Origin of the sequence: Mesorhizobium sp. M0909, from assembly GCF_040319515.1 — a bacterium.
In the GTDB taxonomy this organism is placed as follows: Bacteria; Pseudomonadota; Alphaproteobacteria; order Rhizobiales; family Rhizobiaceae; genus Mesorhizobium.
This window is the reverse complement of sequence record NZ_JAMYOA010000013.1, coordinates 26,039-42,897: the sequence shown is the minus strand read 5'-3', so window position 1 is coordinate 42,897 and position 16,859 is coordinate 26,039. Positions and strand designations below refer to the sequence as shown.

The 16,859-nt window shown below is 63.0% G+C and carries 12 protein-coding genes; 4 read left to right on the top strand and 8 right to left on the bottom strand.

Annotation, left to right across the window (positions count from 1 at the left end):
- Nucleotides 1-131: 131 nt before the first annotated feature.
- Entirely contained in the window at nucleotides 132-3,629 is a 3,498-nt protein-coding gene (mfd, locus tag NKH83_RS20190) for a transcription-repair coupling factor (protein ID WP_352806908.1), read from the bottom strand.
- A 13-nt stretch (nucleotides 3,630-3,642) separates the two neighbouring features.
- Entirely contained in the window at nucleotides 3,643-3,930 is a 288-nt protein-coding gene (locus tag NKH83_RS20185; RefSeq protein WP_254820156.1) for an FAD assembly factor SdhE, read from the bottom strand.
- 91 nt (nucleotides 3,931-4,021) lie between these two features.
- Here NKH83_RS20185 and recG point away from each other — a divergent pair, with 91 nt between their 5' ends.
- Nucleotides 4,022-6,130 carry an ATP-dependent DNA helicase RecG gene (gene recG / locus NKH83_RS20180; protein ID WP_352479016.1) on the top strand — a complete coding sequence of 703 codons (2,109 nt, stop codon included), beginning with the start codon at nucleotides 4,022-4,024 and terminating at the stop codon, nucleotides 6,128-6,130.
- On the opposite strand, the gene NKH83_RS20175 is transcribed toward recG, so the two are convergent.
- The 4 genes from NKH83_RS20175 to NKH83_RS20160 form a co-directional block, all read right to left on the bottom strand.
- Nucleotides 6,082-6,834 (bottom strand): DUF502 domain-containing protein, encoded by a 753-nt coding sequence (locus NKH83_RS20175; protein ID WP_352479017.1) that lies wholly within the window; start codon nucleotides 6,832-6,834, stop codon nucleotides 6,082-6,084. The two genes, recG and NKH83_RS20175, sit on opposite strands and share 49 nt — an antisense overlap.
- Nucleotides 6,835-6,914: 80 nt before the next feature.
- Nucleotides 6,915-8,738, bottom strand: a complete 1,824-nt coding sequence (gene glmS / locus NKH83_RS20170) for a glutamine--fructose-6-phosphate transaminase (isomerizing) (RefSeq protein ID WP_352479018.1) — start codon at nucleotides 8,736-8,738, stop codon at nucleotides 6,915-6,917.
- A 235-nt stretch (nucleotides 8,739-8,973) separates the two neighbouring features.
- The gene (glmU, locus tag NKH83_RS20165) at nucleotides 8,974-10,335 is read right to left on the bottom strand and encodes a bifunctional UDP-N-acetylglucosamine diphosphorylase/glucosamine-1-phosphate N-acetyltransferase GlmU (protein ID WP_352479019.1); all 1,362 of its coding nucleotides are present in this window, start codon (nucleotides 10,333-10,335) and stop codon (nucleotides 8,974-8,976) included.
- A gap of 130 nt (nucleotides 10,336-10,465) precedes the next feature.
- Nucleotides 10,466-11,413 (bottom strand): AraC family transcriptional regulator, encoded by a 948-nt coding sequence (locus NKH83_RS20160; RefSeq protein ID WP_352479020.1) that lies wholly within the window; start codon nucleotides 11,411-11,413, stop codon nucleotides 10,466-10,468.
- Between the two features lie 129 nt (nucleotides 11,414-11,542).
- On the opposite strand from NKH83_RS20160, the gene NKH83_RS20155 reads away from it, so the two are divergent.
- Complete coding sequence (locus NKH83_RS20155) at nucleotides 11,543-12,436, top strand: SDR family oxidoreductase (protein ID WP_352479021.1); 894 nt, start codon at nucleotides 11,543-11,545, stop codon at nucleotides 12,434-12,436.
- A 23-nt stretch (nucleotides 12,437-12,459) separates the two neighbouring features.
- Here NKH83_RS20155 and NKH83_RS20150 read toward each other — a convergent pair whose 3' ends face one another.
- Together NKH83_RS20150 and NKH83_RS20145 are read right to left on the bottom strand one after the other, a co-directional pair.
- Nucleotides 12,460-13,206: a cytochrome c biogenesis CcdA family protein gene (locus tag NKH83_RS20150; protein WP_352479022.1), complete on the bottom strand. Its 747-nt coding sequence runs from the start codon at nucleotides 13,204-13,206 to the stop codon at nucleotides 12,460-12,462.
- Nucleotides 13,207-13,261: 55 nt separating this feature from the next.
- Nucleotides 13,262-13,399, bottom strand: coding sequence for a hypothetical protein (locus NKH83_RS20145; protein WP_352806902.1), 138 nt, complete (start codon nucleotides 13,397-13,399; stop codon nucleotides 13,262-13,264).
- Between the two features lie 14 nt (nucleotides 13,400-13,413).
- On the opposite strand from NKH83_RS20145, the gene NKH83_RS20140 reads away from it, so the two are divergent.
- On the top strand, nucleotides 13,414-13,791 hold the full coding sequence (locus tag NKH83_RS20140) for a COG4315 family predicted lipoprotein (protein WP_352479023.1): 378 nt from the start codon (nucleotides 13,414-13,416) through the stop codon (nucleotides 13,789-13,791).
- Nucleotides 13,792-14,237: 446 nt separating this feature from the next.
- The gene (topA, locus tag NKH83_RS20135; RefSeq protein ID WP_352806898.1) at nucleotides 14,238-16,853 is read left to right on the top strand and encodes a type I DNA topoisomerase; all 2,616 of its coding nucleotides are present in this window, start codon (nucleotides 14,238-14,240) and stop codon (nucleotides 16,851-16,853) included.
- Nucleotides 16,854-16,859 lie beyond the last annotated feature (6 nt).

Below are 16,859 nucleotides of genomic sequence, written 5' to 3'. Positions count from 1 at the left end.
GCCCATATGGGGTCGCGGCTGCATACACGAAGCCGAATTCCTATTCTAGACCGGAATCTCAGCGCTGGCGAATGGCACGGCGGGGCGAAAGTACCAGCGCCGTCATGGTCCAGAGCACCAGCGATACCTTGCTACGCAGCCTTCTCCACCAGCCGTGCCAGCTGCGTCATGACAACCGCTGAGCCTGCCAGCCGCTTTTCGGGCGTCGGCCAGTCGCGGCTGAAGACGACGCTCTGGTCCGGCCGGATCTTGGCCAGCGAACCCTGTTCGCCGATGAGTTTGACCAGCCCGACCGGATTGGGGAATTCGCGCTTGCGGAAATGGATGACGACGCCTTTCGGTCCGGCATCGAGTTTTTCGACATTGGCCTTGCGGCAAAGTGCCTTGATGAAGACGATCTTCAATAAATGCTTCACCTCTTCCGGCAGCGGCCCGAAACGGTCGATAAGCTCGGCGCCAAAAGCGTCGATCTCTTCAGTGTTTTCGAGATCGCCAAGGCGGCGATAGAGCGCCAGCCTGAGCTGCAGATCCGGGACATAGCTTTCCGGGATCATCACCGCCGTGCCGACGGCGATCTGCGGCGACCAGCCGCCGTCCTGCACCTCGCCGGAATCCTTCACTTCGGCAACTGCCTCCTCCAGCATCTGCTGGTAGAGCTCGAAGCCGACCTCCTTGATGTGGCCCGACTGCTCTTCGCCAAGCAGATTGCCGGCGCCGCGAATGTCGAGGTCGTGGCTGGCCAGCTGGAAACCGGCGCCTAGCGTATCGAGCGACTGCAGCACTTTCAGCCGGCGCTCGGCTGTATCGGTGAGCTTGCGGTTGGCGGGCAGCGTGAACAGCGCGTAGGCGCGCACCTTAGAGCGGCCGACGCGCCCGCGCAGCTGATAGAGCTGAGACAGGCCGAACATATCGGCGCGGTGTACGATCAGCGTATTGGCAGTCGGAATATCGAGGCCGGATTCGACGATTGTGGTCGACAAAAGCACATCGTACTGGCCGTCATAGAAGGCGTTCATGATGTCGTCGAGTTCGCCGGGCGGCATCTGACCATGGGCCACGGCAACTTTCAGCTCAGGCACGGATTCGCGCAGGAAATCATGGATTTCCGCGAGATCGCTGATGCGCGGTACGACATAGAAAGAATGGCCGCCACGGTAGCGCTCGCGCAGCAGCGTCTCGCGGATGACCAGCGGATCGAAGGGGGAGATGAAGGTACGCACGGCCATGCGATCGACCGGCGGCGTGGCGATCAGCGACAGCTCACGCACCCCGGTCAAGGCAAGCTGCAGCGTTCGCGGGATCGGCGTCGCAGACAGCGTCAGAACGTGGACGTCGGTCTTGAGATCCTTCAGCCGCTCCTTGTGCTTGACGCCGAAATGCTGCTCCTCGTCGATGATCAGCAGGCCGAGATTCTTGAACGAGATCGAGGAGCCGAGCAGTGCGTGCGTGCCGATGACAATGTCGACTTGGCCTTCGGCGACGCCCTTCTTGGCCTCGGCCAGTTCCTTGGCGCCGACTAGCCGCGAGGCCTGGGCGACGCGGATCGGCAGGCCGGAGAAGCGCTGCGAGAAGGTCTTGAAATGCTGGCGCGACAACAATGTCGTCGGCACCACCACCGCGACCTGAAAGCCTTCCATCGCCGCGATGAAGGCAGCACGAAGCGCGACTTCGGTCTTCCCGAAGCCGACATCGCCGCAGATCAGCCGGTCCATCGGCTTTCCTGCGCCCAGATCATCCCTGACCGAATCGATCGCCGTTTGCTGGTCGTCGGTTTCCTCATAGGGGAAACGCGCTGCAAACTCGCCATAGAGGCCTTCCGCCGGCAGCAGCGCCGGTGCGGCCCGCATTTGTCGCTCGGCGGCGATGCGGATCAGCTGCCCGGCCATGTCGAGCAGGCGTTTCTTCAGCCGTGCCTTGCGCGATTGCCAGGCGCCGCCGCCAAGCTTGTCGAGTGTCGCCTCGGCCGAATCCGAGCCATAGCGCGACAGCAACTCGATGTTTTCCACCGGCAAGAACAGCCGATCGTCGCCGGCATAGTGGATTTCGAGGCAATCGTGCGGCGCACCGAGCGCCTCGATGGTGCGCAGCCCGATGAAGCGGCCAATGCCATGGTCGGCATGGACGACGATATCGCCTGAGGACAATGCCGAAGCCTCTGCGATGAAGTCGGACGCGCGCTTCTTGCGCTTCGAGCGCCGGATCAGTCGGTCGCCGAGAATGTCCTGCTCGGCGACGACGATCAGTTTCTCCGTCTCGAAGCCGGATTCGAGCGGCAGCACGGCCAGTCCCGCTTGCCCTGGCTCAAGCTTTTCGGCTTCGGCAAGCGTCGCCACCGGCCTCAGATTGCCAAGATGATGCTCGGCCAGGATTTGGCCGAGCCGGTCGAGCGAACCTTCAGTCCAGCCGGCGACGATGACACGGCGGCCTACAGCGCGCTCGTCGGAAATGTGTTTTACGACGACGTCGAAGACGTTGGCGTTAGGGTCGGCGCGCTCCTCGACGAAGCTGCGACCATGGCGCGCGCCGGCATGGAGCACCTTTTTCGCACCGGCATCGGGCGCATCGAAGGACGTGAAGTCTATCGCTTCGCGCGGGCCAAGCGAAGCAATCAGGTTCTCGGGCGACAGATAAAGCAAATCCGGCGACACCGGCTTGTAGGGCACGGCATCCTTCAAGGCGCCGTCGGCCTGTTTTTTGCGCGCCTCATAATGATCGAGGATCAGCGCATGGCGCTCGGCCAGTGCCTCATGCGCCAGATGATCAAACACCACGGGCGCATCCGGCAGGTAATCGAACACGGTTTCCAGCCGCTCATAGAAGAACGGCAGCCAGTGCTCCATGCCGGCAAACCGCCTGCCCTCGCTGACCGCCGCATAGAGCCCATCGTCGCGCGAGGGCGCGCCAAAGGCTTCGATGTAGGCGCGGCGGAAGCGGCTGATCGTCTCTGGCGTCAGCGCCACCTCGCTCATCGCCTGTAGCGCCATCGACTTGCGCTGGCCGGTGGTGCGCTGTGTTGCGGTATCGAAGACGCGGATCGATTCCAGCGTATCGCCGAAGAAATCGAGGCGCAGCGCCTCAGTCCAGCCGGGCGCGAAGAGATCGAGAATGCCGCCGCGCACCGCGAATTCGCCGATACCGCGCACCGTCGGCACTCGCTCGAAGCCGGAATTCTCCAGCCGCGACACCAGCACGTTCATGTCTATCTGGTTGCCCGGTTTGGCGTGGAAGGTCTGCGCCTCGACGAGTTCAGCCGGCGGAATGCGTTGCAACAGCGCATTCGCGGTGGTGAGGACGACGGCGCGGTGCGGCTTCTTCACCAGCGCAATCATTGCAGCCAGTGCATCGAGCCGCCTTGCGGCGGCATCGGCGCCGGGCGAGACACGGTCGTAAGGCAGGCAATCCCAAGCCGGCAGTTCCAGCACCGGCAGGCCCGGCGCGGCAAAGGCAAGCGCCTCGACGATCGCCGGCAGGCGCTGGCCGTCGCGGGCCACGAACAGCACCGGCTTGTCCGGTGCGATCTCGCGCGCAGCCTGCACCAGCGCAAAGGCTTCGTAGCCGTCGGCGACGCCATCGACAATGAACTGGCCGGCGCGGCCTTTCGGCAGACCGATCGTAGGAATAAGGCTCATGGCTACACGTTGTTCAGAAGGTCAGGGGCCGGCGCGAGGCCAGGATTTTTTGCAGGACGGCACAATCGATAGTCGCCGGGATCGGGCGCTCGCCGGTGACGATGGGCAGGAATTCGGTGTCGGGAATGTCGAGGAGCCTCTCATATTGGTCGATTTCGTCGCCGGTCAAGGCGCCGATCTCGGCATCGGCGAAGCTGCCGAGTATAAGGTCCATCTCACGCATGCCGCGGTGCCACGAACGAAACAGAAGCTTGCGCCGGCGGGCATCGAGGCCCTCGCTGGATCGTTTCGTTCCGGTCATCGTGCAACATCCTTGCCCAGGCGGCGCATATAGCGTGGATAGAAGTCGGTGTCAGCCTTGCGCTACGGCCGGCGCAACATAAGCTGACATCATGCGTCCCTCCCTCCTCGACCCTTTGTTTGTCCCGATCACATCGCTTGCCGGCGTCGGGCCGAAGGTTGGTGCGCTGATCGAGAAAGTCGTGACGGCCGACGTCGGCGACCGGACCGCGCGCGCCGGGGACCTCTTGTTCGTGCTGCCGCATACTGTCATCGACCGCCGCAACCGGCCGGGCATCGCTGGTTCGGCCGAGGGCGCCATTGTCACACTCGACGTACGCATCGACCGCCACCAGCCGCCCCCACGCGGCAACAGGTCGGTCCCGTACCGGGTCTACGCCCATGACGACACTGGCGAGATCGCGCTGACTTTCTTCCATGCCCATGCCGCCTATCTCGAAAAAGCAATGCCCGTAGGCGAGCATGTCGTCGTCTCAGGCCGCATGGAATGGTTCAACGGCCGCCCGACCATGGTTCACCCCGACCATATCGCACTTGCCGGCGACGCGGAAAACCTGCCGTTGGTCGAGCCGGTCTATCCGCTGACCGCCGGGCTCTCGGCCAAGGTGCTGCGTCGGGCCATCGGCCAGGCGCTGGGCCGCCTGCCGGTGCTGCCCGAGTGGCAGGACGGCGAGTTCTGGCGCCGCCACGCCTTTCCCGCTTTCGGCGATGCGCTCAACCGCATCCACCATCCTGCCGACCCGATCGACGTCTCTGTCGACGGCGCGGCATGGCGGCGCCTTGCCTATGACGAGTTCCTGGCCAGCCAGGTATCGCTGGCGCTGGTGCGGGCCAAGGTCCGCCGATTATCGGGCCGGCCACTCGTCGGCGACGGCCGCATAGTCGAACAACTGCGCGTGGCACTCCCCTATTCGCTGACCATGTCGCAGGAAATGGCGCTTGCCGAAATCAACGCCGATCTCGGTGACCCCGAACGCATGCTGCGTCTTTTGCAGGGCGATGTCGGCTCCGGCAAGACGGTGGTCGCGCTGCTTGCCATGGCGCGTGCCGTCGAGGCCGGCGGCCAGGCGGCATTGATGGCGCCGACCGAAATCTTGGCGCGCCAGCATCTGGCAACTATTGCGCCGTTGGCGGAACGGGCCGGCCTGCGCGTCGCCATCCTCACCGGCCGCGAAAAGGGCCGCGAGCGCGCCGACACGCTGACCGGGCTGGCCAATGGCGACATCGACATCGTCGTCGGCACCCATGCGCTGTTCCAGGAGACAGTGACGTTCCGTGACCTCGTGTTCGCCGTCGTCGACGAGCAGCACCGTTTCGGCGTCCACCAGCGCCTTGCCATTACCGCCAAGGGCGATGCGCCCGACATGCTCGTAATGACAGCAACGCCGATACCGCGAACGCTGGTGCTGACTGCATTCGGCGACATGGATGTGTCGAAGCTGACGGAAAAGCCGGCCGGCCGCCAGCCGATCCGCACCGTCACCTTGCCGCTTGAACGGCTCGACGAACTGATCGGACGCATGCTCGACGCTGTCGCCGATGACCAGAAAATCTACTGGATCTGTCCGTTGGTCGAGGAATCCGAGGAGATCAAGCTGATGTCGGCCGAGGACCGTTTTGCCTCGCTGAAGCCGCTGTTCGGCGACCGCATCGGCCTGGTGCACGGCCGCATGAAAGGCACCGACAAGGACGAGGCGATGCGCGCCTTTAAACAGGGCGACACCCGTATCCTGATCGCCACCACGGTCATCGAGGTCGGCGTCGATGTGCCTGATGCGACGATCATGGTCATCGAGCATGCCGAGCGCTTTGGCCTCGCCCAGTTGCACCAATTGCGCGGCCGGGTCGGGCGTGGCGACAAGCCTTCATCCTGCGTGCTGCTCTACAAGGACCCGCTTGGCGAGACGGCAAAACGCCGTTTGTCGGTGATGCGCGAGACCGAGGACGGTTTCCGTATCGCCGAAGAGGATCTGAAGCTGCGCGGCGAAGGCGAGTTGCTCGGCACCCGCCAGTCCGGCACGCCGGGCTTCCAGGTGGCGCGCATCGAGGTGCATGCCGACCTGCTCGAGGCCGCTCGCGACGATGCGCGGCTGATCCTGTCGCGCGATCCGGAACTGCAGTCCGAACGCGGCACGGCGCTGCGCCTGTTGCTCTATCTGTTCGGCCGCGACGAGGCCGTGCGGCTCCTGCGTGCCGGCTGAGGCATCGTGTCGAGCGGAGGATTGGCAAGCGCGCCGTGGATCTGCTCGCCGTTCACCGTCATCATTTTGACCGCTGGCGCCACCAGGCCGGCCGACACGATCAGCTTGGCTCCGTCCTCGATCGTCATGTCGAGCGATACGATGTCGGATTTCGGCACATACATCAGAAAGCCTGTCGTCGGGTTGGGCGTACACGGCATGAATACGGCAATCAGCGGATCGCCTTCCCGGTCGAGCTTCTGGTTGATCTCGGTTTCCTTCTCGCTGGCGACGAAGACAAGCGACCAGACCCCTTTGCGCGGATATTCGACCAACCCGACCTGGCGGAACATGTCGCCCTTGTTCGACAGCACGGTCTCGAAAATCTGCTTCAGCGAACGGTAGATGCCGCGCACCAGCGGCATGCGACCAAGCAGGCGCTCGCCGAAGTTGACGATGGCGCGGCCAACGATATTGGCGGTCATAAAGCCGATGAAAGTGATGAGGATCAGGGCAACGATCAGCCCAAAGCCCGGCACTGGAAACGGCAGGTAGGTGTCCGGATTGTAGCGTACCGGAATGTAGGGTTTGACCCAGGAATCGACCCAGCCGATAAGCGACCAGGCAATGTAGGCGGTAATCGCGAGCGGCGCGCAAACAACGAAGCCGGTCAGGAAATAGTTTCTCAGCCGGGTCATGCCTGAGGTCTTGAGAGCATCCGACATGGTTCACCGCAGCGTGTGTTTGCAGCGCGACACTACTGAACCCGAAGGCGCTTTGGAATGGCGAAGTTTTTAAACGAGACCTATTCCACCGTTACCGATTTCGCCAGGTTGCGAGGCTGGTCGACGTCCGTACCCATGAACACGGCGGTGAAGTAGGCGAGCATCTGGATCGGCAGCGCGTAGATGATCGGCGAGATGATTTCCGGCACGTCCGGCAAAACGATCGTCTCCATCGTCTTCACCGTAGCGTGCGCCGCGCCCTTGCCGTCAGTGATCAGGATGATCTTGCCGCCGCGCGCCGCCACCTCCTGCATGTTCGACACTGTCTTTTCGAAGATGCGGTCATGCGGGGCGATGACGATGACGGGCATGTTCTCGTCGATCAGCGCAATCGGCCCGTGCTTCAGCTCGCCGGCAGCATATCCTTCGGCATGGATATAGGAAATCTCCTTGAGCTTCAGCGCACCTTCCATGGCCAGCGGAAAATTGGTGTCGCGGCCGAGATAAAGCACGTTCTTGTAGTGCGAGAGGTCGCGCGCGATCTTTTCAATCTGCCCGTCGAGCTTTAGCACCTGGTTGGCATAACGCGGCGCTTCCGACAACTCGCGTATCAGCGTTTTCTCGTGCTCATGCGAAATCGTTCCGCGCGCCACGCCGGCCCGCACCGCCAGCGAGGCCAGCACGGAAAGTTGGCAGGTGAACGCCTTGGTCGAGGCGACGCCGATCTCCGGGCCGGCCAATGTCGGCAGGATGACGTCGGATTCGCGCGCCATGGTCGATTCGCGCACATTGACGACCGCGCCGATCTTCATGCCAGCCTTGCGGCAGTAGCGCAGCGATGCCAGCGTGTCGGCGGTCTCACCCGATTGCGAGATGAAGAAAGCGGCATCGTTCTTCGACAGCGGCATCTCGCGGTAGCGGAACTCCGAAGCGACATCGATGTCGACCGGCAGCCGCGCATAGCGCTCGAACCAGTATTTGCTGATGAGCCCGGCGAGATAGGCGGTGCCACAGGCCGAAATCGCCAGCCGGTCGATCTTGGCGAAATCGAACGGCAGAGCCAGCGGCTTCGAGGCGCAACCGACGAAATCGACATAATGCGCCAGCGTGTGCGAGATCACTTCCGGCTGCTCATGGATTTCCTTTTCCATGAAATGGCGGCGGTTGCCTTTGTCGACCATGAAGCTCGTGCTGAGCGACTGTTGGCGTTTGCGGTCGACCTTGTTGCCGCCCATGTCGAAAATATCGACCTCGTTGCGGCGCACTACCGCCCAGTCGCCGTCTTCCAGATAGGTGATCGAATTGGTGAACGGGGCAAGCGCGATGGCGTCGGAGCCAAGGAACATCTGGCCGTCGCCGTGACCGACGGCGAGCGGCGGGCCATTGCGCGCGCCGACGATCAAATCCTCGTCGCCCTTGAACATGATGGCGAGCGCAAAGGCGCCTTCCAGCCGCTTCAGCGCCTTATGCGCCGCCTCGACCGGCTTCAGCCCCCTGGCCAGTTCGCGCGCCACCAGATGCGCGACGACTTCGGTATCGGTCTGTGAGGCGAAGCTGTAGCCGTCGCGCATCAGCTCGTCGCGCAATTCGGCGAAATTCTCGATGATGCCGTTATGGACGATGGCGACGCCGTCGGAAAAATGCGGATGCGCATTGCTCTCGTTCGGAACGCCATGCGTGGCCCAGCGCGTGTGGCCGATGCCGATCATGCCGTCGAGCGGTTCGTCCTTCAGCCGGCGCTCGAGATTGACCAGCTTGCCCTCGGCGCGGCGGCGGTCAAGCCTGCCGTGCTCGATCGTGGCGACGCCGGCCGAGTCATAGCCGCGATATTCGAGCCTTTTCAACGCATCGACGATAAGCGGCGCGACCGGCGAGTTACCGACAATTCCAACGATACCGCACATCGCGCCTGCCCCCGATTCCGACCTCAAACCCGGCGCCATTTAGAGACTGCCGGGCCGTCGCGAAAAATCACATTCCATTTCGTCCGGTATCAGCCGGACTGTCCTGCACAGATGCACCATGACAGGGCGCACTTGCAATCCGGTTACTGCAATTGCTCAGTTTCTCCGCTTCTGTATCCTATTTCGGCCCAACGGCTCCAGAAATCAGTCAAAGACATGATCCCGCTCGTCGCGCCTACACTTTTTTACGGGCCGCCGCCGCCGAAGCAAACCGTTCGCGCAACTCCTTGCCCTTGCCGGGCAGAGTCCGCTGACGGGCGCGGCCGAAGGCCAGCGCATCGTCGGGTACGCTTTCGGTAATGACGCTGCCCGAGGCGATGTAGCCGCCCTTGCCGATCGACACCGGTGCCACCAGCGAAGAGTTCGAGCCGATGAAGGCACCCTCGCCGATATCGGTGAAGAATTTCGAATAACCGTCATAATTGCACGTGATGGTGCCGGCGCCAATATTGGCGCCTGCGCCGATGCGGGCATCGCCGACATAGGTCAGATGGTTGACCTTCGCGCCCTCCTCGACGATCGCCTGCTTCACCTCGCAGAAATTGCCGACCTTGGCCTTGTTTCTCAGATCGGCCCCGGGCCGCAGCCGCGCGAACGGCCCGACATCGCAATTCGACGCGATGGTGGCGCCTTCGATATGGCTGAAGGCATGGATCTTGGCGCCCGTCGCGATTTTCACGCCTGGGCCGAACCAAACATTGGGCTCGACAATCGTGTCGGCGCCGATCTCGGTGTCGTGCGAGAAGAACACGGTTTCGGGCGCAACCAGTGTCACCCCGGAAAGCATCGCTTCCTGCCGTCGACGCGCCTGCCAGATACCTTCCGCCTGGGCAAGCTCGGCACGGTTGTTGATGCCGAGCGCATTCTCGAAACTGGCTTCGGTGGCTACGACATCAAGTCCCTGCGCAGCGGCGATCTCGACGATGTCGGTGAGATAATACTCACCCTTGGCGTTCTTGCTGCCGACTTGATCGAGCAGCTTCAGCGCGTGCCTGCCGGCGACCGCCATCAGCCCGCCATTGCAGAAGGTGATTTTCTTCTCCTCGTCCGAGCAGTCCTTCTCCTCGCGGATGGCCACGAGCTTGCCGGCCTTTTCGATAAGCCGGCCGTAGCCCGAAGGATTTTCCGTACGGAAGCCGACCACGACGACGGCCGCACCTTCGGCCAGCTTCAGCCGCGCCGCCGCGAGCGCTTCCGGATCGATCAACGGCGTGTCGCCAAACATCACCAGGATGTCGTCATACCCCTTTGATATTGCTGCGCGCGCGGCAAGCACGGCGTGCGCGGTGCCGAGACGTTTCTCCTGGACGAAAGCTTCGGCCTTGGGCGCAAACTTGAGTGCGGCCTTGCGCATGTCATCGGCGCCATGGCCGATCACCAGCGCCAGATCGCCGCTGCCGGCGGCTTCGGCCGCCTTGACGACATGGGCAACCATTGGCAGGCCGGCGATTGTGTGCAGCACTTTCGGCACGGCACTCTTCATGCGCGTGCCTTCGCCGGCAGCGAGGATGATGGACAGGCAGGATCTCTGGCTCATGGGGACAGCAACCGTTGAAAGGGATCTGGAATCGGAGCGTTAGTAGCACCGGCGCCATGCTGCACCAATGCGGTTAAATTCCGGTGAGACGGTGGAACCTCCAGCCCGCGGCACGCTCAGGCCGATCGGCTCAGGCGGCTTCCGCCTCGTTGCGTGATGCGGAGCTGGGGGCTCGGCCACGGCCGTATTGCCGTGGCGAACAGTTCATGACCCGCTTGAAAGCAGTGCTGAAGGCGCTTTCGGATTCGTAGCCGAGCGACAGCGCGATGACTGCGACGGGATCGCTGGAATTCGTCAGCCGATCCCCGGCCAGCAGCATTCGCCAGCGCGTCAAATAGTCCATCGGCGACGCGCCGACCGTCTCCTTGAATCTGAGCGCAAAGGTCGATCGCGACATGCCGGCCCGTTCCGCCAGTTCCTGTAACGTCCAGCCATGCGCCGGATCGTCATGCATGGCGCTGATCGCCGCGCCGATCTGTTTGTCCGCGAGAGCAAAGAGCCAGCCGATGCCGCCTTTCAATCCTTCCGAAAGATGCAGCCGCAGCGCCTGAACCAGCATCATGTGGGCGAGGTGCTGGATCACCAGAAAGCCGCCCGGCTGCGGCTCGCGCAGCTCCTGCATCATCCGCTCCACCGACCAGCGCAGCGCCGACTGGTCCGACTCTTTGCGGATATGCACAATGGCTGGCAGCATCCGCAACAGGATGCCGGCATGATTGCCGCCAAGCGCGAAGCGGCTGCTGACCAGAAAGAAATCACCGCCGCCATTGTGGGTCACGACACCGCCGGCTCGCGCAGGCGGAAAAATCTTGATGGCTTCAACAGGCGACAAACTCATGTCGCTTGCAAGGCGGAAAGGCCGCCCACTCGGCAACAGGAAGCAGTCCCCCGTCTCAAGGCGCACTGCGTCGGCAACGCCCTCTACTGACAGCCAGCACCGGCCGGAGACCACCGCTCCGGTCTTGATGCTTTGCTGCTGGTCGGGGAACTGGATCGACCATTCACCACCTGCATCGAAGCCGGCCGACATATAGTTTCGCGGCTTCAGCAGCGAGAGCACATCTGAAAGAGGATCCACGTGTCATTCCGGACGATTGCGAAGATAATACGGACTTTACCGCATAGATCGTATTTCCTCAAGCGCCTATCACTACGTCACCGGGCCGCGAAAATGGTCGTGGTCAGAAACGAACAAGGACAAGTCGTGATGCGTGTTTTCGTTACCGGAGCGACCGGATTCGTCGGTTCTGCCGTCGTTCAAGAACTCATCGGCGCCGGCCATCAGGTGCTCGGCCTCGCCCGCTCGGAGGCATCGGCCAAGTCGCTCGCCGCCACTGGAGCCGAGATGCATCGAGGCGACCTCGAAGACGTGGAGAGCCTGCGCAGGGGCGCGGCAGCCGCCGATGCGGTTATCCACACCGGGTTCAACCATGACTTCTCGAAGTTCGCGCAAAACTGCGAGATGGACCGGCGTGCCATCGAGGTGATGGGCGGAGCACTCGAAGGCTCCGAGCGCCTCCTGCTCGTCACCTCGGGGACCGCGCTCCAGGCGCGGGGCCGTATCGCGACCGAGGAAGATGCGCCTGTCCCCTCTTCCGCTTCATATCCCCGCGCCTCCGAAGCGACAGCCGCCGCGCTGGCGGCACGCGGGGTGCGCGCATCGGTTGTCCGCCTTCCTCCGTCGGTCCATGGCCAGGGCGACCACGCCTTTGTTCCTATTCTCATCGACCTCGCTCGCAAGAAGGGCGTGTCGGCCTATATCGGCGAAGGGCTCAATCGCTGGCCTGCCGTGCATCGGTTCGATGCCGCCCGCGTCTACCGCCTTGCGCTCGAGCATGGAGCCGGTGGCGCGCGATATCACGCGATCGCCGAAGAAGGCGTGCCGTTCAAGGACATCGCCGGCGTGATCGGCCGGCGCCTGAACGTGCCGGTCCTCGCCAAGTCCGCCGAAGAAGCCGCCGATCATTTTGGCTGGTTCGCGATGTTCGCGGCGATGGATGTCCCGACCTCAAGCGAACGGACCCAGGCGCTGCTGGGGTGGCAGCCGAGCGGACCTGGGCTGATCGCTGATATCGACCAGCCGGGCTATTTCGAAGGCTGAACAGACCACGTCGGGCGGCAAACCTAGCCCAATTGCCCCAGCACCGGAAAATTCTCGAGCAGCCAATATGACATCGTCTGCACGCCGCCGGTCAGGAAAAACACGCCGGCGACCACCAACAGCGCGCCGATGGCTTTTTCGACGCGGCCGAGATGGACGCGGAATTTCGAGAGAAAGCGCATGAAGGCGCCGGAAAACAGCGCAGCGATCAGGAACGGGATACCGAGGCCGAGCGAGTAGGCGGCAAGCAGCAGCGCGCCCTCGCCCACCGTCTCGCGACCGCCGGCGAGCGTCAGGATCGGCCCCAGCACCGGGCCGATACAGGGCGTCCAGCCAAAGGCGAAGGCCAAGCCCATGACGTAAGCGGCGATCAGGCTGGCCGGCTTGCCTTGTGACTGGAAGCGCGCCTCGCGTGAAAGCAAAGGGATACGCAGTACGCCGAGGAAATTCAGCCCCATCAGGATGATCAGCACACCGGCCGCCATTGCCAGCGGCTCCTGCCAGACCCGTAACAAATGGCCGATGGTCGAGGCGCCAGCGCCGAGCGCGACGAAGACGGTCGAGAAGCCGAGCACGAAGGCGATGGAGGAATTAACCAGCGCGCCTCGCGCACCGGCCTTTGCCGTAATGCCGGCCTCGCCGCGGAAATCGTCGACGGACACGCCGGCCATATAGCACAGGTAAGGCGGCACCAGTGGCAGCACGCAGGGGGACAGGAACGAAATTGCTCCCGCCCCGATCGCACTGACATAGCCGACGTCCAACGCCATTTCCGTCTCCAGATGACTGCACAGCCATATAGCCGCGACAACGTCCGTCCGCCAATCACCATCGCGTGGCCCCCATCACATTGGGTAGCAAGTCGACGCCGTCGCCTGGATCAATGGAAAACAGTGCGGGAAGAAAGGGCAGCCGGGCAGCGTTGACCAGAAGAAGCCGCGGTTCCGCGCGCTTTTCGAACATTCAGGGAGAGGTCCATGAAAACAATCGCAATTGGCATGGCGGCGCTTTTGCTCGGCACTGCCGGATCCTTCGCCGCCGAGGCGTGGAAGGAAGCGGAGGTCGGCGGCACCAAGATCTACACCGACGCCAGCGGCATGACGCTCTACACCTACGACAAGGACGAGGCCGGCAAGTCGAACTGTTACGACAAATGCGCCGCCAATTGGCCGCCGCTGAAGGCTGACGCCAACGCCAAGGCCGAGGGCGAATGGACGATCGTCGACCGCACCGACGGCACCAGGATGTGGGCCTACGAAGGCAAGCCGCTCTACACGTTCATCAAGGACAAGAAGGCCGGCGACGTCACCGGCGAGGGTGTCGGCGGCGCCTGGCATATCGCCAAGGCCGACTAAGCCTTGAGCTTCTGATCCGCTGTAACAGGCGGTAACACGGCTGGTCGCTAGGAGCTTGACCCAACCGCCCCGGCGGCCAACTTTTCAGCACGCCAGTTCCTTGCAACTATCCGGGCAAATGCCGGGCTACCGATTGCGCGCTTCACAGCATCTGTTCAAGCGGGGCTGGCGCGTGCTCGATGTTTCTCTTATATCCGCGGGAGAGTTTGTCCCGTTCTCCAGGATCAATTGCCGGGTTTGTCCAGCGATAGGCTGCTCATTTCCCTTGTCCAGGATTGCGGAAATCGCATGGCGCGCCGCTGGGTTGCGCATTCGGTGCAGGGCCGCATTTTGACTGCTTGGCCTTGACCGGATGCAAAAGCGCGGCCATGTGAGCGACACATTGAACGAGATTTCGTCGCGCGCAGCGGAATTCTTCTGCCGCATCACAACTGATATGAGACCGTATGGACGTCGTCGTCGTCGAATCGCCGGCCAAGGCGAAGACAATCAACAAGTACCTCGGCAAGAACTACAAGGTTCTGGCTTCGTTCGGCCATGTCCGCGATCTGCCGGCCAAGGATGGCTCGGTGCGTCCGGATGAGGACTTTGCCATGTCCTGGGCCGTCGACACCGCGTCTGGAAAGCGTCTCGCCGATATCGCCAAGGCGGTCAAGGACGCCGACGGGCTGATCCTCGCCACCGATCCGGACCGCGAGGGCGAAGCGATCTCCTGGCATGTCCTGGAAGTGCTGAAGCAAAAGCGCGCGTTGAAGGACAAGCCGGTCAGCCGCGTCGTCTTCAACGCCATTACCAAGGCGTCGGTGCTGGAGGCGATGGCCAATCCGCGCCAGATCGATGCGCCGCTGGTCGATGCCTATCTCGCCCGCCGTGCGCTCGACTATCTGGTCGGCTTCACGCTGTCGCCCGTGCTGTGGCGCAAGCTGCCCGGCGCCCGGTCCGCCGGCCGTGTCCAGTCGGTGGCGCTGCGTCTGGTCTGCGACCGCGAATCCGAGATCGAGCGCTTCGTCCGCGAGGAATACTGGCAGGTCGCCGCCATTCTCGGCACGCCGCGCAAGGAAAATTTCGAGGCGCGGCTGACCACCTTCGAGCGCAAGAAGCTGCAAAAGCTCGACATTTCCAACAAGGTGCAGGCCGACGACATCAAGGCGATGCTCGAAGGCGCCAGCTTCAAGGCGGCGTCGGTCGAAGCCAAGCCGACCAAGCGCAATCCCGGGCCGCCCTTCACCACTTCGACGCTGCAGCAGGCAGCCTCGTCGGGTCTCGGCTTTTCGGCCAACCGCACCATGCAGGTGGCGCAGCGGCTCTATGAGGGCATGGAGATCGGCGGTGAGACCACCGGCCTGATCACCTATATGCGGACCGACGGCGTGCAGATGGCACCGGAGGCGATCTCTGCCGCACGCGATGCGATCACCAAGGAATTCGGTGCCAAATACCTGCCTGAAAAGGCGCGCTACTATTCCGCCAAGGCCAAGAATGCCCAGGAGGCGCACGAAGCGATCCGTCCGACCGATTTCATGCGCACGCCGGCTTCCGTCAGGCAGTATCTCGACGCCGACCAAGCGCGGCTTTACGAGATGATCTGGAAACGCGCCATCGCCAGCCAGATGCAGCCGGCCGAGATAGAGCGCACCACGGTCGAGATCGAGGCCATCAACGGTTCGCGTACCGCCGAGCTTCGTGCTGTCGGCTCCGTTGTTCGTTTCGACGGCTTCCTTGCTGCCTACATCGAGCAAAAGGAAGAAGATTCGGAAGACGAGGAAAGCCGCCGCCTGCCCGAGATCCGTGCCGGCGAGCAGCTCACACGCGAGGCGATCAACGCCACCCAGCACACCACCGAGCCGCCGCCGCGTTATTCGGAAGCTTCGCTGATCAAGAAGCTGGAAGAGCTGGGCATCGGCCGGCCGTCGACTTATACGGCGATCCTGAAGACGCTCGAGGATCGCGATTACGTCGCCATCGACAGGCGCAAGCTGGTGCCACAGGCCAAGGGCCGGCTATTGTCAGCCTTCCTCGAAAGCTTCTTCGAGCGTTATGTCGAGTACGACTTCACCGCTTCGCTCGAGGAGAAACTCGATGAAATCTCCGACGGCAAGCTCGCCTGGAAGGACGTGCTGCGCGATTTCTGGAAGGATTTTTCCGGCGCCGTCGCCGACATCAAGGAGCTGCGGGTCACCGACGTCCTCGATGCGTTGAACGAGGAACTGGCGCCGCTGGTGTTTCCCGCGCGCGAAGACGGTTCGAACCCGCGCATCTGTCCGAAATGCGGCACCGGCAACCTGTCGCTGAAGCTCGGCAAGTTCGGCGCCTTCGTCGGCTGTTCGAACTATCCCGAATGCTCCTTTACCCGCCAGCTTGGCGACGCCGCCAATCCCAATGGCGAGAACGGCGGTGGCGAAGACGGCACCAAATTGCTCGGCAAGGACCCCTATACCGCCGAGGAGATCACGCTGCGCAATGGCCGGTTCGGCCCCTATATCCAGCGCGGCGACGGTAAGGATGCCAAGCGCTCCAGCCTGCCCAAGGGCTGGACTGCCGATTCGATCGATCATGAAAAGGCGCTCGCCTTGTTGTCGCTGCCGCGCGACGTCGGCAGGCATCCGGAATCCGGCAAGATGATTTCGGCCGGGCTGGGGCGCTACGGGCCGTTCGTGCTGCATGACGGCACCTACGCCAATCTCGACAGCATCGAGGACGTGTTCTCGATCGGCCTCAATCGCGCCGTCTCGGTGATCGCCGAGAAGCAATTGAAGGGCAAAGGCGGCCGCAATGGCGGCACAGCCGCTGCGCTCAAGGAACTTGGCGAGCATCCTTCCGGCGGCGGCAAGATCGTCGTGCGCGACGGCAAATACGGCCCTTATGTGAATTTCGGCAAGGTCAATGCGACGCTGCCGAAGGGCAAGGATCCGCAATCGGTGACGATCGACGATGCCGTGGCGCTCATTGCGGAAAAGGAAGCTAAGGGCGGCAATGGCGCCAGGAAGCCCTTCCGCAAAGCGGCCGCGCCTGCCAAGAAACCAGCTGCAGCCAAAAAACCGGCGGCCAGGAAAAAGGGATAGGACGGG